The sequence below is a fragment of the Barrientosiimonas humi genome (genome assembly GCF_006716095.1).
Classification (GTDB): Bacteria; Actinomycetota; Actinomycetes; order Actinomycetales; family Dermatophilaceae; genus Barrientosiimonas; species Barrientosiimonas humi.
The window spans coordinates 2,291,647-2,308,566 of sequence record NZ_VFOK01000001.1 but is presented as its reverse complement, the minus strand read 5'-3'; the positions used below and the strand labels follow the sequence as shown (position 1 = coordinate 2,308,566).

The window sequence follows — 16,920 nt, the reverse complement described above, 5'->3', positions numbered from 1 at the left end:
GACCTCGTCGCGATGGGGCGCACGGGGGTCGACATCTACCCGCTGCAGCACGGCGTGCCGCTGGCGCAGGTGCGCACGTTCGAGAAGTTTCTCGGCGGGAGCGCGACCAACGTGGCGGTCGCCGCGGCCCGGCACGGTCGTCGCGTCGCCCTGGTCACGCGCACCGGGGACGACGCGTTCGGCCGCTACGTGCGTGAGGAGGTGGCCCGGCTCGGCGTCGACAACCGGTTCGTCGAGACGGTCGACGGACCGCCCACCCCGGTCACCTTCTGCGAGGTGTTCCCGCCGGACGACTTCCCGCTCTACTTCTACCGATACCCCACTGCTCCCGACCTGCTCATCGACCCGAACACCTTGCCGCTCAACGACATTCGCGAAGCTGGCGTCTTCTGGTCGACGGTCACGGGGCTGAGCCAGGAGCCGAGCCGGCAGAGCCACCACCGGGCGTGGGAGGCGCGGGGGAGGCGCACGCACACCGTGCTCGACCTGGACTACCGCCCGATGTTCTGGGCGTCGGTCGAGGAGGCCCGCCGCGAGGTCGACCGCGCGCTCGACACGGTGACCGCGGCCGTCGGCAACCGCGAGGAGTGCGAGGTCGCCACCGGCGAGACCGACCCGCAGCGAGCCGCCGACGCGCTGCTCGACCGCGGCCTCGACCTGGTGGTCGTCAAGCAGGGGCCGCGCGGCGTGCTCGCCGCGACCCCTGACGAGCGCGTGGAGGTCGGCCCGTTCCCGGTCGAGGTCGTCAACGGTCTCGGCGCCGGTGACGCGTTCGGCGGGGCGCTGTGCCACGGCCTGCTCGCCGGCTGGCCGCTGCGCCGCACGATCGAGCTGGCCAACGCGGCCGGGGCGATCGTCGCGGGCCGGCTCGAGTGCTCCACCGCGATGCCGACCACGAGCGAGGTCGAGGCCGCACTCGCCGGAGGGAGGGCGTCATGACCCAGGTCGACCTCGGCGCGCTGAGCGAGCTGCGCGCCCGCGAGCCCGGACGCGTCGCGCAGCTGTGGCAGCAGCGCGAGCGTCGCGACCTGCTGGGCCGCGACGGGCGGCTGCTGCTCGTCGCGGCGGACCACCCGGCGCGCAACGCGCTGGGCGTGCGCGGCGACGATCTGGCGATGGCCGACCGGGCCGACCTGCTGCGCCGGCTGCTCGACGCGCTCGCCGTGCCCGGCGTCGACGGGGTGCTCGGCACGCCCGACGTGCTCGAGGACCTGCTGCTGCTCGGCGCGCTCGAGGGGCGCGTCGTCGCGGGCTCGATGAACCGGGGCGGGCTGCAGGGCGGCGCGTTCGAGCTCGACGACCGGTTCACGGCCTACACCCCCGAGGCCATCGGGGCGCTCGGGCTCGACGCCGGCAAGACGCTCACCCGCGTCTGTCTCGACGACCCGTCGAGCGTCGCCACCCTGCAGGCCACCGCCGAGGCCGTGAACTCCCTTGCGCAGCAACGGATCACGACGATCATCGAGCCGTTCATGACGGCGTGGGACGACGGCCGCGCGGTCAACCTGCTCGACCCCGAGTCGGTCATCCGGTCGGTCGGCATCGCCTCGGGCCTCGGCACCACCAGCGCGTTCACCTGGCTCAAGCTGCCGGTGGTGCCCGACATGGAGCGCGTCCTCACGGCGACGTCGTTGCCGACTCTGTTGCTCGGCGGCGACCCGACCGCAGAGCCCGAGCAGACGTACGCCCTGTGGCGGAAGGCGCTGGCGCTGCCGGTCGCCCGTGGCCTGGTGATCGGGCGCGCGCTGCTCTATCCGCCCGACGGCGACGTCACCGCCGCGGTCCGCACGGCAGTGGAGATGGTGCACGGTGAGTGAGCGCACGCCCGGCCTGGGCGCCGACAACGCGCAGTGGGTGCTGCCCGCGGGCACCGCTGCCGACGACGGGTTCGACCTGGTCGTCGACTCGCGCCACCCCGGCTGGCGGCACACCAGCCTGCGGGTGCTGACCCTCGGCGCGGGCGAGGTCCGCGAGGTGCGGCTGCTCGGCACCGAGGCGGTGGTCGTGCCGCTGCAGGGCGCGCCGACCGTCGCGGTCGACGGTGAACGGTTCCCGATGGCCGGGCGCGTCTCGGTGTTCGCCGGCCCCACCGACGTGCTGTACGTCCCCGCCGGCCGCGCGCTCGCCGTCGCCGCCGGCGACGGCCCGGTCCGCGTCGCGCTCTGCGGCGCCCGGTCGACCCGCACCGACGGGCCGGTGGTGCACCTGCCGGCCGCGGACGTACCCCTGGAGCTGCGCGGCGCCGGCCAGTGCTCCCGCGAGGTGCGCAACTTCGGCGTGCCCGGCGTGCTCGACGCCGACCGGCTCATCGCCTGCGAGGTGATCACGCCCGGCGGCAACTGGAGCTCCTACCCGCCGCACAAGCACGACCAGGAGCGGCCGGGCGTCGAGACCGAGCTGGAGGAGATCTACTACTTCGAGCTGCAGGCCGAGGCCGGCGCGCCCGCACCCGAGGGCGCGAGTCCTGTTGGCTATCAACGGGTCTACGGCACCGACGGGCGACCGATCGACGTGCTGGCCGAGGTCGGCAACGGTGACGTGGTGCTGGTGCCGCACGGCTGGCACGGGCCGGCCACCGCCCCGCCCGGCTACGACCTCTACTACCTCAACGTCATGGCCGGCCCGGGTGCCGAGCGCGCCTGGCTGATCTGCGACGACCCGGCGCACGGGTGGGTGCGCGCGACCTGGGACGGTCAGCAGGTCGACCCGCGGCTGCCGATCGGGAAGGGGCAGGCATGAGGCTCACGGTCGCCCAGGCGCTGGTGCGTTTCCTCGGCCGGCAGCAGGTCGAGCGCGACGGCGAGGTGACCCCGCTGTTCGCCGGGTGCCTCGGCATCTTCGGCCACGGCAACGTCGCCGGCATCGGGCAGGCGCTGCTGCAGGAGGAGCTGGCCGGCGACCCCGCGCTGCCTTACGTCCTGGCCCGCAACGAGCAGGCGATGGTGCACACCGCCGTGGCCTACGCCCGGGCCCGCGACCGCCGTCAGGTCTGGGCCTGCACCGCCTCGGTCGGCCCCGGCTCCACCAACATGCTCACCGGCGCGGCGCTGGCCACGGTCAACCGCATCCCCGTGCTGCTGCTGCCGTCGGGCACGTTCGCGACCCGGCGCACGGGCAGCGTGCTGCAGCAGCTGGAGTCTCCGGTCGCGGGCGACGTCACGGTCAACGACGCCTTCCGCCCGTTGTCTCGCTGGTTCGACCGGGTCAGCCGGCCCGAGCAGCTGCCCGACGCGCTGCTGCAGGCGATGCGGGTGCTCACCGACCCGGCCGAGACCGGCGCGGTCACCCTCGGGCTGCCGCAGGACGTGCAGGCCGAGGCCCACGACTGGCCCGACGAGCTGTTCGACGAGCGGGTCTGGCGCATCCCGCGCACCCCCGTCGAGCCCGACCTGCTAGACCGCGCAGCGGCCGAGATCCGTTCTGCCGCAAGGCCGTTGGTGGTCGCCGGGGGAGGCGTGCACTACAGCGGGGCCGAGGAGGCGCTGCGCCGGTTCGCCGCCGAGACCGGCATCCCCGTCGCCGAGACCCAGGCCGGCAAGGGCTCGCTGCTGCACGGCGACCCGCAGCTGGTCGGCGCGGTCGGCTCCACCGGCACCACCGCCGCCAACGCCCTCGCCCGCGACGCCGACCTGGTGATCGGCGTCGGCACCAGGTGGAGCGACTTCACCACCGCCTCGCGCACCGCCTTCCAGGGCGAGGGGGTGCGGTTCGTCAACCTCAACGTCACCGGTTTCGACGCCGGCAAGCACGCCGGGCTGGCCCTGGTCGGCGACGCGCGCGACGCGCTGGAGGGACTGCGCGAGCGGCTGTCCGGGCACCGGGTGACGACGGCGTACGCCGACCGGGTCGACCGCCTCCGCGGCGAGTGGGACGCGGTGGTGACGAGGGCGTACGCGCCGCCGGAGGAGGTCACCGACCGGCTGGCCGACGGCGTGCTCACCCAGGCGCAGGTGCTGGGGGCGGTCAACGAGCTGTCCGACCCGCGCGACGTCGTGGTGTGCGCGGCCGGCTCGATGCCGGGCGACCTGCACAAGCTGTGGCGGGTGCGCGACGCGCACGGCTATCACGTCGAGTACGGCTTCTCCTGCATGGGATACGAGATCCCCGGCGGCATCGGGGTGCGCTGGGCCGACCCGAGCCGTGACGTGTTCGTGCTGGTCGGCGACGGGTCCTACCTGATGCTCCCGGGCGAGCTCGCGACTGCGGTGCAGGAGCGCACCAAGATCGTCGTCGTGATCGTGCAGAACCACGGGTTCGGCTCGATCGGTGCGCTGTCGGAGTCGCTCGGCTCGCAGCGGTTCGGCACCCGGTATCGCTATCGCGACGACGCCGGCCGGCTCGACGGTGAGCCGCTGCCGGTCGACCTCGCGGCCAACGCCGAGAGCCTCGGCGCGCGGGTGCTGCGGGTGCGCGACGCCGCAGGCCTGGCCGACGCGGTGCGCACCGCCAAGGCCGCCCCCGACGACGGCGGCCCGGTCGTCATCCACGTCACCACCGACCCGCTCGTGCCGGCCCCCGACAGCGACAGCTGGTGGGACGTGCCGGTCAGCCAGGTGAGCGACCTGGACACCACGCGGGCGGCGTACGACGACTACGCGGCGGCGCGCGAGGCGCAGCGCCCGCTGTTGCGGCCACATCCCACACCGACCACCGGCCAGGGAGCAGACTGACCGGCGAGGGCGGCGCGCCGCCGCCGACCGAAAGGACGTGCCCATGACCAGGCCCAGGCCGAGCCGCCTCCGCAGATCGGCGACGACCCTCACCGCGGTCGTCGCCGTGCTCGGGCTCGCAGCGTGCAGCGCCACCGGAGGCCGCAAGGCGGTCGAGGAGCGCGAGAACAGCGTCGGCAACGCCGGCACCCCCACGATGACGGTGGCGATGGTCACCCACTCCGCCCCCGGCGACACCTTCTGGGACATCGTGCGCAAGGGCGCCGACGACGCGGCCCGCAAGGACAACGTCGACCTGCAGTACACCGCCGACCCCGACGGCGCCAAGCAGGCCAACCTGGTGCAGCAGGCGATCGACAAGAAGGTCGACGGCATCGTGGTCACCCTGGCCAAGCCCGAGGCGATGGGGCCGACCGTGCGCCGGGCGATCGCCGCGGGCATCCCCGTGGTCGCGGTCAACGGCGGCATGGACGACTACCAGAAGCTCGGCGTGCTGTCCTTCTTCGGGCAGGACGAGCGCATCGCCGGCGAGGCGGCCGGCACCCGCGCCCAGCGCGAGGGCGCCAAGCGGCCGCTGTGCGTCATCCACGAGCAGGGCAACGTCGGGCTCGAGGACCGCTGCGCCGGGGTCAAGGCCAAGGTCCCCGCCACCCAGGTGCTGTACGTCAACGGCAAGTCTCCCTCGGCGATGCAGACCTCGATCACCTCCAAGCTGCAGCAGGACAAGTCGATCGACTACGTCGTCACGCTCGGCGGCCCGATCGCCATGGTCGCGACGCAGTCCAAGACCAGCGCCGGCAGCCAGGCCAAGGTCGTCACCTTCGACACCAGCAAGCAGGTCGTCGACGGCATCAAGAGCGGCTCGATCGCGTGGGCGGTCGACCAGCAGCCTTATCTCCAGGGCTATCTCGCGGTCGACCAGCTGTGGCTCTACAAGACCAACGGCAACACCGTGGGCGGCGGCCAGCCGGTGCTGACCGGCCCGGCGTTCGTCGACAAGACCAACGTGGCCACCGTCGAGAAGTACGTCGCGAGCGGCCGGCGATGAGCACGCAGGCCGCGACCGCCGACGACCGGGTCGGCCAGCGCTCGGGCACGGTGCAGCTGCTGCGCCGGCCCGAGATCGGGGCGCTGATCGGTGCCGTCGTCGTCGCGATCTTCTTCCTGATCGTCGCCGCCGCCTTCCGCAACGTCGCCAACCTCGGCACGATCCTCTACGGCGCCTCCATGATCGGGCTGCTCGCGGTCCCGGTCGCGATGCTGATGATCGGCGGCGAGTTCGACCTGTCGGCCGGCGTCGCGGTCACCACCTCGGGGCTCGCGGCGTCGCTGCTGGGGTGGTACTTCAACTTCCACGTCTGGTTCGCCGTGCTGGTCGCGCTCGCGGTCTCGCTCGGCATCGGGCTGTTCAACGGCACGATGCTCAACCGCACCCGGCTGCCCTCGTTCCTCGTGACGCTCGGGACGTTCTTCATCCTGCAGGGCGTCAACCTCGGCATGACCAAGCTGATCACCGGCAACGTCGCGTCCAACGACATCAGTGACATGGCCGGGTTCGACTCTGCCAAGGCGGTTTTCGCCTGGGAGGCCAAGATCGGCGTGGTCACCCTGCGCGCCCCGGTCGTCTACTGGCTGGTGCTCACCGCGATCGCCGCGGTGGTGCTGCTCAAGACCCGGTTCGGCAACTGGGTGTTCGCCGTCGGCGGCGACTCGGCCGCCGCCCGGGCCGTGGGCGTACCCGTCGAGCTGGTGCGCGTCGTGCTCTACATGTTCGTCGGGTTCTGCGCCTGGCTCGCGGGGATGCACACGCTCTTCCAGTTCAGCACCATCCAGTCCGGCGAGGGCGTCGGCAACGAGTTCATCTACATCATCGCGGCGGTCGTCGGCGGGTGCCTGCTCACCGGTGGCTACGGCTCGGTGGTGGGCGCCTCGATCGGCGCGCTGATCTTCGCGATGACCGAGCTGGGCATCAACTACGCCGGGTGGAACCCCGACTGGTTCCGCACGTTCCTCGGTGTGATGCTGGTGCTCGCGACCCTGGCCAACGTCTGGGTCAAGAAGAAGGCCGACGCCCGATGAGCACCGCGATCGAGGGGACCATGCCCACGCACGACGAAGGCGCGACGACCGCGATCCTCCAGCTGCGCGAGATCGGGAAGATCTACGGCAACGTCACCGCGCTGCGCGAGATCGACCTCACCGTGCAGCAGGGCGAGGTCACCTGCGTGCTCGGCGACAACGGCGCCGGCAAGTCGACGCTCATCAAGATCGTCTCGGGCCTGCACGACTACGACGCGGGCCAGATGTACGTCAACGGCGAGCTGCGTCACTTCGCCAGCCCGCGCGACGCGCTCGACTCGGGCATCGCCACCGTCTATCAGGACCTGGCCCTCGCGCCGCTCATGTCGGTGTGGCGAAACTTCTTCCTGGGCAACGAGATCCGCAAGGGGCCGCTGCGGCTGCTCGACTCGGCCCGGATGGGTGCGGTCGCCCAGGAGGAGCTGGCCAAGATGGGGATCGACATCCCCGACATCGACCGGCCGGTCGCCTCGTTGTCGGGCGGTCAGCGCCAGTGCGTGGCCATCGCCCGCGCGATCTACTTCGGCGCCAAGGTGATCATCCTCGACGAGCCCACCGCCGCGCTCGGCGTGAAGCAGTCGGGCGTGGTGCTGAAGTACATCGTCAAGGCGCGCGACGCCGGGCTCGGGGTCGTGTTCATCACGCACAACCCGCACCACGCCTACCTCGTCGGCAACCACTTCGTGGTGCTCAAGCTCGGCCGGGTCGTGCTCGACGAGGAGCGCGAGAACCTCACCCTCGAGCAGCTCACCGCCCAGATGGCCGGCGGCGACGAGCTCGCCGAGCTGACCCACGAGATCCGCGAGGCCGAAGGGGCCCCCAAGCCGGTCGAGTAGCCCCAAGCCGGTCGAGTAGCCCCAAGCCGGTCGAGTAGCCCCAAGCCGGTCGAGTAGCCGCGTGAGGGACGAGCGCGGCGTATCGAGACCCCGGGAGGTCGCCGCGCGGCTCGACTACTCGTTCGCCGATGCTCGACCAGCAGGGATCAGCCCCAGCAGGCTTCCCAGCAGGCCGCCGACGCCGTTGGCGACCACGTCGGCGGCGCTGGCCTCGCGCCCCGCGACGAGGGCGTGCTGCACGCCCTCGATGCCGGCCGACGCCGCGACGCACAGCAGCGTCACCGCCCACCACGGCAGCGGCGTGAGCCGCTTCAGCAGGAAGCCCGCAGGCACGAACAGCAGCACGTTCAGCGCGATCCCGAAGTCCTCGGGGGTCAGGTCGCCCGGCAGCCCCAGGTCGAACACCCACAGCGTGTGCAGCCGCACGGTGAACCGGTTGAGGCTCCACCCGATCGGGCCGAGCACGAGGAACGCGCCGCCGACGACGTACGCCAGCGCCGCCAACCACAGGGCGCGCGACCTGCTCATGGGCCGGCTAGGAGGCGGAGGGTCGCGCCGAGGCGACGATGCCGCGCACGACGACCGCCAGGGCGTCGTCGAAGGTGCGGTCGCTGTCGCCGAGGCGGGCGGGGGAGGCGCCGTGCCGCACCAACGACTCGTGGCTCTGCTCGTCGAAGGTGAAGCCGATCACGAAGTGCAGCAACGCATCTCGCGCCGCCGACGCCTGCCGCTCGCCGGCGCCGGAGCGCTGGACGATCGCCATGACGGACTTGCCCAGCTGGCTCGAGGCGAGGCTGGTGGCACGGCCCGCGGCGACCAGCTCGGCGGCGTCGGTGTGCGAGCGCAGCGCCGCGCGCAGGTCGGTGCCGAGCTGCAGCAGCTGCCGGTCCCACCGCTTGCGCGGGCTGGGCTCGGGCACCGAGTCGAGCAGCTCGTCGGCCAGCTCGGCCAGCAGCGCCTGCTTGCTCGGCACGTGCCAGTAGATCGCGCCCGGCTTGACCCCGAGCTCGAAGGCGAGGCGGCGCATCGTGAGGTCGCCCAGGCCGTAGTCGGCCACCAGACGACGGGCGGTGTCGAGCACGTCGCGTCGGGTCAGAGGCACGTGCCGAGCCTACCCGCGCCCGTGGCTACACTCTTGAACGCTGTTCAAGTCCGACCTCCCGGGAGCCGATCGTGCCCAAGCCCACCCCGCGCGACCTCGCGCTCGTCGCGATGTTCGCGGCGCTCATCGCCGTGCTCGGGATGCCCGGCGGCATCTCCTTCTTCGGCTCGGTGCCGATCACCCTGCAGAGCCTCGGCTGGATGGTCGCGGCGTGCCTGCTCGGCGCCTGGCGGGGCGCGCTGACGATGATCGTCTTCAACCTGCTCCTGGCGGCCGGGTTGCCCATCGGCGCCGGCGGTCGCGGCGGTCTCGGCGTGCTCACCGGCGTGAGCGGCGGATACCTGGTCGGTGCCGTGCTCGGCATGTTCGTGACCGGGCTCATCGCCGAGCGGGTCGGCCGGCGCAACCTGGTCGGCCTGTTCGTGGCCTGCGTCGTGGGCTGCATGATCGTGGTCTACGCCGTCGGAATCCCTTGGAGCGCTTGGCGACTCGGCTCCGGCACGCTCGGGGTCGCGCAGGCGTCGCTGCAGTTCCTTCCCGGCGACCTGGTCAAGGCGGCGCTGGCCGCGCTCATCACCACGACGGTCGTGCGGGCGTACCCGCCGATCGTCCAGGAGCGAGAGCGCGAACGAGTCCCCGCGTGATCGAGCTCGACCGCGTCAGCCACCGGCTGGGGGAGCGGCCGGTGCTGCGCGACATCACCCTCACCCTGGTCGAGCGTCGCGTCGGGATCATCGGCGCCAACGGGTCGGGCAAGTCCACGCTCGCGCGCACCCTCAACGGGCTGGTCAGCCCCGACGAGGGGGAGGTGCGCGCGGGCGGGCTCGACCCGCGCCGGCAGCAGCGTGAGGTGCGCCGCGCCGTCGGGTTCATGTTCACCGACGCCAGCGCCCAGATCCTCATGCCGACCGTCGCCGAGGACGTCGCCCTGTCGCTGCGCGACCTGCCGATCTCCGCGCAGGAGAAGGAGACTCGGCTGCACGAGACCCTCGACTTCTTCGGTCTCGCCGACCACGCCGACCAGCCCGCCCAGCTGCTGAGCAGCGGGCAGAAGCAGCTGCTGGCGTTCGCGGGGGTGCTGGTGCGACGGCCCGAGATGCTGGTCTGCGACGAGCCGTCCACGCTGCTCGACCTGGCGAACGTGCTGCGCCTGCAGCGCACCCTGGCCGAGCTGCCGCAGCAGGTGGTGCTGCTGACCCACCACCTCGAGCTGCTCGACGACTTCGACCGGGTGGTCGTGCTCGACGAGGGCCGCGTGGTGGCCGACGACGCCCCGGCCCCCGCCGTCGCGGAGTACCGCCGGCTCATGGGCGTGCGCGCGTGATCGGCAGCTATGTCGCCGGTGACAGCCTGCTGCACCGCGCCTCGCCGCGGCTGAAGCTGCTGGTGATGCTCGGCCTGGTCACCCTGCTCGGCTTCTTCCCGCGGTGGTGGCTCGTGGTGACGGCCGTGCTGCTGGCGGCGACGGCGTACCCCTTCGCGCGGCTCCCGCTCGCCGAGCTGTGGCGCTCGTTCCGGATGATCCTCGTGCTCGGCCTCGTGCTCGCCGGTTTCCAGGTCTGGCTGAGCGGCCCGGTGCGCGCGGTCGAGGTGGTCGGGCAGCTGGTCTTCGCGGTGCTCGCGGGCAACCTGGTGATGATGACCACCCGGGTCTCCGAGATGGTGCGCACGATCTCGGCCGTCGCGATCCCGTTGCGGCGCTTCGGTGTTCGCCGCGACCGGCTCGAGCTGCTGCTGTCGCTGACCATCGGCTGCATCCCGCGTGTCTCGCTCGCGGTCACCCGCGCCCGCGAGGCCGCCCTGGCCCGTGGCGTACGCCCTCGCCTGGTGCTGATCGTCCCCGCCGCGCTCATCGCGATCGTGCGCGAGGCCGACCAGGTCGGCGACGCCCTGGCCGCCCGCGGCCTCTGACCCGGCACCCCACCACCACGGCCACCCCCCCATGCCGGGCATGAAACCGGGTTACGGTCGTTTGACCCCAATGCATTCGGGTCAGACGCACGTAACCCGGTTTCATGCGGAGCTGGGGGAGCCTCGGGCGTCAGATGGCGGTCAGCTGCTCCATCGCGGCGCGTACGTCCGCGAGACGCCGCGCGGCGCTCCCCCGGGCCTGGGCCAGGTCGTCGTCGGCGAGCGGGACGACCGCCTCGAGGTAGACCTTGAGCTTGGGCTCGGTGCCGCTGGGGCGGGCGATGATGCGGGTGCCGTCGGCGAGGAACCACCGCAGCCCCTCGGTGGGCGGCAGGCCACCGTCACCTCTGGAGAGGTCGTCGGTGCGCGAGATCGGTTGCCCCGCAACGGTGTCCGGCATCTGGGTGCGCAGCCGGGTCATCAGCTCCGGGATGAGCGACAGGTCGGCGACCCGCACCGAGAACGAGTCGGTGGCGTGCACCCCGTGCTCGCGCGCGAGGTCGTCGAGCACGTCGAGCAGGGTGCGCCCCTGGGCGTGCAGCCGGGCAGTCATCGCGGCCACGACGAGCGCGGCGGTGATGCCGTCCTTGTCCTTCACGGTGCCCGGGTCGACGCAGTAGCCCAGCGCCTCCTCGTAGCCGTAGATCAGCCCCGGCACCCGGCTGATCCACTTGAACCCGGTGAGCGTCTCCTCGTGGCGCACCCCGGCCGCCCGCGCCATCGCGCCGAGCAGCTGCGACGACACGATCGAGCAGGCCACCACCGCGTCGGGCTCGCCGTGGCGGTGCGCCAGCGCCTCGGCCCCCAGCAGCGCCCCGACCTCGTCGCCGCGCAGCATCCGCCAGCGGCCGGCGACCGGGTCGTCGACCGCGACGGCGCAGCGGTCGGCGTCGGGGTCGTTGGCGATCACCACGTCGGGCGACAGCTCGCGCGCGAGCTCCAGCGCGGCGTCGATCGCCCCCGGCTCCTCGGGGTTGGGGAAGCTCACGGTGGGGAACTCGGGGTCGGGTCGGCGCTGGCTCGCGACGCCGGCCGGGTCGGCGAATCCGGCTGCGGCGAAAGCCATTCGCAGCACCTCGTCACCCACGCCGTGCAGGGCGGTGTGCACGATCGACACCTCGCGAGGAGCGGTGTCGGGCACCACCCGGGCGGCCGCGTCGACGTACGCCTCGACCAGGTCGTCGCCCAGCGTCTCCCACCCGTCGTCGACGATCGCGACCGACGCCGCGGTCGGGAAGCGGTCGATGGCGGCGCTGATCTGCGCGTCGGCCGGCGGCACGATCTGCGACCCGTCGCCGAGGTAGACCTTGTAGCCGTTGTCCTGCGGCGGGTTGTGCGACGCGGTGACCATCACGCCCGCGTCGCACCCGAGATAGCGCACCGCGAACGCGAGCACCGGCGTCGGCAGCGCCCGCGGCAGCACCATCGCGCGGCCGCCCGCGGCCTCGACGACCCCGGCGGTGTCCCGCGCGAACGCGTCGGAGCCGTGCCGCGCGTCGAACCCGACCACTACCGTCACGTCGCGGCGGCCCAGCCACTCCTGCAGGAACGCCGTGAGTCCCGCTGCCGCCCGGCGTACGACCACGCGGTTCATGCGGTTGGGTCCAGCGCCGAGCGCCCCGCGCAGACCCGCCGTGCCGAACTCGAGCAGTCCGGAGAAGCGGTCGGCGAGGTCGGCCGCTGCCGCCGCGTCACCGGTCTCGACGGCGGCCAGCACCGCCGCCAGCTCCGCGCGGGTGGCGGGGTCGGGGTCGTCGGCGAGCCAGGCCCGCGCGGCCGCGACGGTGGGGGCGAGGTCAGGCTCGGGCTGCGCGCTCACGCGAGGCTCCTTCGTGGGTCTCAGATCTCGGTGACCACGGCGGCCAGCAGCCGCCCGCAGCGCTCGGCGGCCGCCTGCCCGGCCTCGATGACCTCCTGGTGCGACAGCGGCTGGTCGGAGATGCCGGCGGCCAGGTTGGTCACCAGCGACACCCCGAGCACCTCCAGGCCGCTCTGCCGGGCGGCGATCGCCTCGAGCGTGGTCGACATGCCGACGAGGTCGGCGCCGAGGGTCTTGGCCATCTGCACCTCGGCCGGGGTCTCGTAGTGCGGCCCACGGAACTGGGCGTAGACGCCCTCGTCGAGACCCGGGTCGACCGCACGGGCGACCTCGCGCAGCCGGGGGCTGTAGAGGTCGGTGAGGTCGACGAAATTCGCGCCCTCGATCGGGGAGGTGGCGGTGAGGTTGAGGTGGTCGCGGATCAGCACGGGGGTGCCGGGCGCCCACGCCGGGTTCAGCCCGCCGCAGCCGTTGGTGAGCACGATCGTGGAGCACCCGGCGGCGGCGGCCGTGCGCACGCCGTGCACCACCGCGCGCACCCCGCGCCCCTCGTAGAAGTGGGTGCGGGTGCCGAAGACCAGCGCCCGCCGGTCGGTGTCGCCGATGCGCACCGAGCGCATCACGCCCTTGTGGCCGGCCACGGCGGCCTTCGCGAACCCCGGCACGTCGGCGTTGTCGATCTCGACGAGGGTCTCGCCGATGCGGTCGGCGGTCTCGCCCCAGCCGGACCCCAGCACCAGCGCGATGTCGTGCTTGTCGGCCCCCGAGCGGTCGGCGACGACCTGCGCGGCCGCCTCGGCGACGGCGAACGGGTCGGTCGTGGGGTCGGACAGGTCGGGTGCGGCCGCGTTGCTCACCGGCACAGGTTAGCGAGGGCCACGGGCGGCAATGGTTGGATGAGGTGCGTGAGTCAGCGCAAGAAGACCGTGGTCATCATCGGTGGCGGGCCCGGCGGCTACGAGTCCGCTCTCGTCGCGGCCCAGCTGGGTGCCGACGTCACCATCGTCGACAGCGAGGGTCTCGGCGGTGCGGCGGTGCTCACCGACTGCGTCCCGAGCAAGACCCTCATCGCCACCTCCGACTTCCTCTCCCGCTTCGCTGCGGCCGGCCGCCTCGGCGTCGGCTTCGAGGGCCGCGACGAGGACCAGGGCGCCGAGGCCCATCTCACCGAGATCAACCACCGCATCCTCGACCTGGCGCGGGCGCAGAGCCGCGACATCCAGGCCCAGGTCGAGAGCGTCGGGGTGCGCGTGCTGCGCGGCACCGGGCGCATGGCCGGGCCGATGACGGTCGAGGCCACCCTCGACGACGGCCGCACCGAGAAGCTGTCGGCCGACGTCGTGCTCGTCGCGGTCGGCACCAAGCCGCGCGTCATGGACTCCGCCAAGCCGGACGGCGAGCGGATCCTCACCTGGCAGCAGATCTACGACCTCACCGAGCTGCCCGAGCACCTCATCGTCGTCGGGTCCGGCGTCACCGGCGCGGAGCTGGCGCACGCCTACCTCGGGCTCGGGTGCGAGGTCACGCTGGTCTCCTCGCGCGACCGGGTGCTCCCCGGCGAGGACGCCGACGCCGCCACGGTCATCGAGAACGTCTTCCGCCGCCGCGGCATGAAGGTGCTCAACCGCTCCCGCGCCGCCGGCGCCCGCCGCGAGGGCGACGGCGTGGTCGTCACGCTCGAGGACGGCCGCGAGGTGCGCGGCTCGCACGTGCTGCTCGCGGTCGGCGCCGTGCCGCAGACGCGCGGGATCGGTCTCGAGGAGGCCGGCGTCGAGCTCACCGACTCCGGCCACATCACGGTCGACCGGGTCTCGCGCACCACCGCGCCCGGCATCTACGCCGCCGGCGACTGCACCGGGGTGCTGCCCCTGGCGTCGGTCGCGGCCATGCAGGGCCGCATCGCGATCGCGCACGCCATGGGCGACGCCGTCGCGCCGCTCAACCTGCGCGGCGTGTGCGCCAACATCTTCACCGACCCCGAGATCGCGACCGTGGGCTACTCCCAGTCCGACGTCGAGAAGGGGCACATCGAGGCGCGCGTGGTCACCCTGCCGCTCTCGACCAACCCGCGCGCCAAGATGCGCAACATCCGCGACGGCTTCGTGAAGCTGTTCGCGCGCCCGGGCAGCAACACCGTCGTCGGCGGGGTCGTCGTCGCACCGCAGGCCTCGGAGCTGATCTATCCGCTCGGCCTCGCCGTGCAGAACCGGCTGACCGCCGAGCAGGTGGCCGCGACGTTCTCGGTCTACCCGTCGATGACCGGCTCGATCGCCGAGGCGGCCCGGCGGCTGCACTCGCTGGAGACCTGAGGCGGGTCTCGATACGGCCCGCTCGTCCCTCGCGGGCCTACTCGACCGGCTTGGCGGGCGGGGGTCTGCTCGACCGGCTTGGCGGGCGGGGGTCTGCTCGACCGGCTTGGCGGGCGGGGGTCTGCTCGACCGGCTTGGCGGGCGTACGACCGGCTCGGCTTGGCGAGCGTACGCCCGGCTCAGCGGGCGCGCAGCTGCTCCAGCTCGTCGCGCGCCCACGCGACCATCGCCTCGGCGCGGTCGATCTCGCCCTGGAAGACGCCGGCCTTGAGCCGGGCGATGCGCTCGTGCTGGCTCTTCGGCCGTGACTGCAGCCGCTCGACGAGCAGGGGAGTGGTGCGCGCGCGCAGCGCGTCGCGGTGCCCGGTCCAGCGGGCGATGCGCGACTCCTGCTCCTCGATGTAGGCCCGCACCACCTTCTCGGCGCTGTCGGCGTCGACCAGGTCGAAGAACAGCGCCTGCAGCAGCACGGTGTCGCGCGGTGACGGCAGGTCGTGCACGGTCGCGACCCACTCGCGCAGCTCGCGCTCGCCGGCCTCGGTGATCGAGTAGACGTGGGTGCGCATCCGGGTGCCGCGCGTCTGCGCCTCCTGGCTGATCCAGCCGTCGTCGGTCATCCGGCGCAGCGTCGTGTAGATCTGGCTCTGCGGCGCCGACCAGATCCAGCCCGCCGCGGAGTCGAAGAACTTGCTGAGCTCGTACCCGTTCATCGGCCGGGCGGACAGCACGCCGAGCAGCGCGTGGGGCAAAGACATAACGAGCAGGCTAGGACTCATCGGCGAGCAGTCTCAAATACCTCTATCCATACATGTTGCTCTCGGAATAACGTGACCTGGATCACCGGCGGACGGTGGCGATCTGGAGGAGCACGATGACCGAGACACGCTCGATGCACCCGTTGCGCTGGCTGGTGGTCGGCCTGTGCGGCCTGGCCCTGGTCTTCGACGGCTACGACCTGGTCGTCTACGGCACGACCGTCGCGGCGCTGCGCCGCGAGTGGGGGATCACCGGCGCCGAGGCGGGCTTCATCGCGAGCCTGTCGCTCGTCGGCATGCTGGTCGGCGCGCTGGGCATCGGCACGCTGACCGACCTGCTCGGCCGCCGCCGCACGCTCATCGGGGCCGTCGTGCTCTTCTCGGCCGCGATGCCGCTGTGCGCGCTGGCGCAGGGCCCGGGCACGTTCGCGGCGCTGCGCCTGGTCGCCGGCCTCGGCCTCGGCGGCGTCATGCCGATCGCGAGCGCGCTGGTGACCGAGTACGCCCCGCCCGGCCGGCGCAACCTCACCTACGTCCTCATGCAGAGCGGGTACGCCGTCGGCGGGGTGCTCGCCGCCTCGCTCGCTCTGGCGGTCGTTCCCGAGCACGGCTGGCGCCCGATGTACGTCGTCGGCGGGCTCCCGCTGCTGCTGTTCCTGCCCGTGGCGCTGCGGCTGCTGCCCGAGTCGGTCGAGTACCTCGCCGCCCGCGGCCGCACCGAGGAGGCCGCGCAGCTGGCCGCACGGCTGGGCATGCAGGCGCCCGCCCCGGCCGAGGCGGCCGAGGAGCAGCGCGGCCGCATCGGGGTGCTGTTCAGCCGGCCGTTCGTGGTGCCGACGCTGCTGTTCTGGGCGATGACGTTCTGCGCGCTGCTGCTGATCTACGGACTGAGCACCTGGCTGCCCGACATCATGCGCGAGCAGGGATATCCGCTCGGGTCGGCGCTGAGCTTCCTGCTCGCGTTCAACCTCGGCTCGATCGCCGGCTCGGCGATGGGCGGGCTGGCCGCCGACCGCTTCGGGTCGGTGCCGGTCATCGCGACCACGTTCGCCCTCGGCGGCCTCGCGATCCTCGGACTCGCTTCTGACCCGGGCAGATTCGGGCTCTACCTGCTGTGCGCGGTCGGTGGCTACGGCACGATCGGCGCGCAGAACCTGATCAATCCGTTCGTCACCCGGGCCTACCCGCAGCACGCCCGCGCCACCGGCGTCGGCTGGTCGCTCGGCATCGGCCGGCTCGGCGCCATCCTCGGTCCGGCCGTCGGCGGCCTCGTGCTCGACTCCGACCTCGGACCCGACTGGAACTTCTACCTGTTCGCCTCCGTCGCCGGCCTCGGACTGCTCGCGACGCTCGGGCTGCTGCTCACCGGCGTCGTACGCCGGCCGCGCCCGACCCCCGACCTGGCCCCGGCCGTACCCGCCGCCGGCTGACCCCCACCG

General features: G+C 72.9%; 17 protein-coding genes. 12 read left to right on the top strand and 5 right to left on the bottom strand.

Going from position 1 to position 16,920, the window contains the following annotated elements; translation table 11 throughout:
- The first annotated feature begins 12 nt into the window (after positions 1–12).
- The 7 genes from iolC to FB554_RS10775 are packed head-to-tail and all read left to right on the top strand — an operon-like array spanning position 13 to position 7,585.
- Positions 13–939 (top strand): 5-dehydro-2-deoxygluconokinase, encoded by a 927-nt coding sequence (gene iolC / locus FB554_RS10805; protein WP_142007561.1) that lies wholly within the window; start codon positions 13–15, stop codon positions 937–939.
- Entirely contained in the window at positions 936–1,817 is an 882-nt protein-coding gene (locus FB554_RS10800) for a Cgl0159 family (beta/alpha)8-fold protein (RefSeq protein WP_142005970.1), read from the top strand. The genes iolC and FB554_RS10800 overlap by 4 nt, the downstream gene beginning before the upstream one ends.
- On the top strand, positions 1,810–2,739 hold the full coding sequence (gene iolB / locus FB554_RS10795) for a 5-deoxy-glucuronate isomerase (RefSeq protein WP_236022371.1): 930 nt from the start codon (positions 1,810–1,812) through the stop codon (positions 2,737–2,739). Before FB554_RS10800 ends, iolB begins: the two co-directional genes overlap by 8 nt.
- Positions 2,736–4,670, top strand: a complete 1,935-nt coding sequence (iolD, locus tag FB554_RS10790; protein WP_142005968.1) for a 3D-(3,5/4)-trihydroxycyclohexane-1,2-dione acylhydrolase (decyclizing) — start codon at positions 2,736–2,738, stop codon at positions 4,668–4,670. Before iolB ends, iolD begins: the two co-directional genes overlap by 4 nt.
- A gap of 43 nt (positions 4,671–4,713) precedes the next feature.
- Positions 4,714–5,718: a sugar ABC transporter substrate-binding protein gene (locus FB554_RS10785; protein WP_142005966.1), complete on the top strand. Its 1,005-nt coding sequence runs from the start codon at positions 4,714–4,716 to the stop codon at positions 5,716–5,718.
- Positions 5,715–6,749 carry an ABC transporter permease gene (locus tag FB554_RS10780; protein WP_142005964.1) on the top strand — a complete coding sequence of 345 codons (1,035 nt, stop codon included), beginning with the start codon at positions 5,715–5,717 and terminating at the stop codon, positions 6,747–6,749. The genes FB554_RS10785 and FB554_RS10780 overlap by 4 nt, the downstream gene beginning before the upstream one ends.
- Positions 6,746–7,585, top strand: coding sequence for an ATP-binding cassette domain-containing protein (locus FB554_RS10775; protein WP_142005962.1), 840 nt, complete (start codon positions 6,746–6,748; stop codon positions 7,583–7,585). The genes FB554_RS10780 and FB554_RS10775 overlap by 4 nt, the downstream gene beginning before the upstream one ends.
- A 114-nt stretch (positions 7,586–7,699) precedes the next feature.
- On the opposite strand, the gene FB554_RS10770 is transcribed toward FB554_RS10775, so the two are convergent.
- Positions 7,700–8,113, bottom strand: a complete 414-nt coding sequence (locus FB554_RS10770) for a VanZ family protein (protein WP_142005960.1) — start codon at positions 8,111–8,113, stop codon at positions 7,700–7,702.
- 7 nt (positions 8,114–8,120) lie between these two features.
- Entirely contained in the window at positions 8,121–8,687 is a 567-nt protein-coding gene (locus FB554_RS10765) for a TetR/AcrR family transcriptional regulator C-terminal domain-containing protein (RefSeq protein WP_142005958.1), read from the bottom strand.
- A 71-nt stretch (positions 8,688–8,758) separates the two neighbouring features.
- Between FB554_RS10765 and FB554_RS10760 the strand changes: the two genes are divergently transcribed.
- From FB554_RS10760 to FB554_RS10750, 3 genes are read left to right on the top strand one after another with little or no spacing between them, the layout of a single operon-like run.
- Positions 8,759–9,331 (top strand): biotin transporter BioY, encoded by a 573-nt coding sequence (locus FB554_RS10760; protein ID WP_236022370.1) that lies wholly within the window; start codon positions 8,759–8,761, stop codon positions 9,329–9,331.
- Positions 9,328–10,011 (top strand): energy-coupling factor ABC transporter ATP-binding protein, encoded by a 684-nt coding sequence (locus tag FB554_RS10755; RefSeq protein WP_142005957.1) that lies wholly within the window; start codon positions 9,328–9,330, stop codon positions 10,009–10,011. The genes FB554_RS10760 and FB554_RS10755 overlap by 4 nt, the downstream gene beginning before the upstream one ends.
- A complete protein-coding gene (locus FB554_RS10750) occupies positions 10,008–10,598 on the top strand; it encodes an energy-coupling factor transporter transmembrane component T family protein (protein ID WP_142005956.1) in 591 nt (196 codons plus the stop codon). Before FB554_RS10755 ends, FB554_RS10750 begins: the two co-directional genes overlap by 4 nt.
- 130 nt (positions 10,599–10,728) lie before the next feature.
- Here FB554_RS10750 and FB554_RS10745 read toward each other — a convergent pair whose 3' ends face one another.
- Both FB554_RS10745 and FB554_RS10740 read right to left on the bottom strand, forming a co-directional pair.
- On the bottom strand, positions 10,729–12,417 hold the full coding sequence (locus tag FB554_RS10745; protein WP_142005955.1) for a phospho-sugar mutase: 1,689 nt from the start codon (positions 12,415–12,417) through the stop codon (positions 10,729–10,731).
- Between the two features lie 20 nt (positions 12,418–12,437).
- On the bottom strand, positions 12,438–13,274 hold the full coding sequence (locus FB554_RS10740) for a purine-nucleoside phosphorylase (protein ID WP_142005954.1): 837 nt from the start codon (positions 13,272–13,274) through the stop codon (positions 12,438–12,440).
- A 48-nt stretch (positions 13,275–13,322) separates the two neighbouring features.
- On the opposite strand from FB554_RS10740, the gene FB554_RS10735 reads away from it, so the two are divergent.
- Positions 13,323–14,726 carry an NAD(P)H-quinone dehydrogenase gene (locus tag FB554_RS10735; RefSeq protein WP_142005953.1) on the top strand — a complete coding sequence of 468 codons (1,404 nt, stop codon included), beginning with the start codon at positions 13,323–13,325 and terminating at the stop codon, positions 14,724–14,726.
- Positions 14,727–14,905: 179 nt separating this feature from the next.
- On the opposite strand, the gene FB554_RS10730 is transcribed toward FB554_RS10735, so the two are convergent.
- The gene (locus FB554_RS10730) at positions 14,906–15,481 is read right to left on the bottom strand and encodes a PadR family transcriptional regulator (RefSeq protein WP_142005952.1); all 576 of its coding nucleotides are present in this window, start codon (positions 15,479–15,481) and stop codon (positions 14,906–14,908) included.
- A gap of 116 nt (positions 15,482–15,597) precedes the next feature.
- Between FB554_RS10730 and FB554_RS10725 the strand changes: the two genes are divergently transcribed.
- On the top strand, positions 15,598–16,911 hold the full coding sequence (locus FB554_RS10725; RefSeq protein ID WP_142005951.1) for an MFS transporter: 1,314 nt from the start codon (positions 15,598–15,600) through the stop codon (positions 16,909–16,911).
- Positions 16,912–16,920 lie beyond the last annotated feature (9 nt).

What these genes read in the sequence shown, in the direction of transcription:
- FB554_RS10775 (WP_142005962.1), top strand. Translation starts at nt 6,746, where the DNA reads ATGAGCACCGCGATCGAGGGGACCATGCCCACGCACGACGAAGGCGCG.
- FB554_RS10800 (WP_142005970.1), top strand. Translation starts at nt 936, where the DNA reads ATGACCCAGGTCGACCTCGGCGCGCTGAGCGAGCTGCGCGCCCGCGAG.
- FB554_RS10725 (WP_142005951.1), top strand. Translation starts at nt 15,598, where the DNA reads ATGACCGAGACACGCTCGATGCACCCGTTGCGCTGGCTGGTGGTCGGC.
- iolC (WP_142007561.1), top strand. Translation starts at nt 13, where the DNA reads ATGGGGCGCACGGGGGTCGACATCTACCCGCTGCAGCACGGCGTGCCG.
- FB554_RS10730 (WP_142005952.1), bottom strand. Translation starts at nt 15,481, where the DNA reads ATGTCTTTGCCCCACGCGCTGCTCGGCGTGCTGTCCGCCCGGCCGATG.
- FB554_RS10770 (WP_142005960.1), bottom strand. Translation starts at nt 8,113, where the DNA reads ATGAGCAGGTCGCGCGCCCTGTGGTTGGCGGCGCTGGCGTACGTCGTC.
- FB554_RS10785 (WP_142005966.1), top strand. Translation starts at nt 4,714, where the DNA reads ATGACCAGGCCCAGGCCGAGCCGCCTCCGCAGATCGGCGACGACCCTC.
- FB554_RS10780 (WP_142005964.1), top strand. Translation starts at nt 5,715, where the DNA reads ATGAGCACGCAGGCCGCGACCGCCGACGACCGGGTCGGCCAGCGCTCG.
- iolD (WP_142005968.1), top strand. Translation starts at nt 2,736, where the DNA reads ATGAGGCTCACGGTCGCCCAGGCGCTGGTGCGTTTCCTCGGCCGGCAG.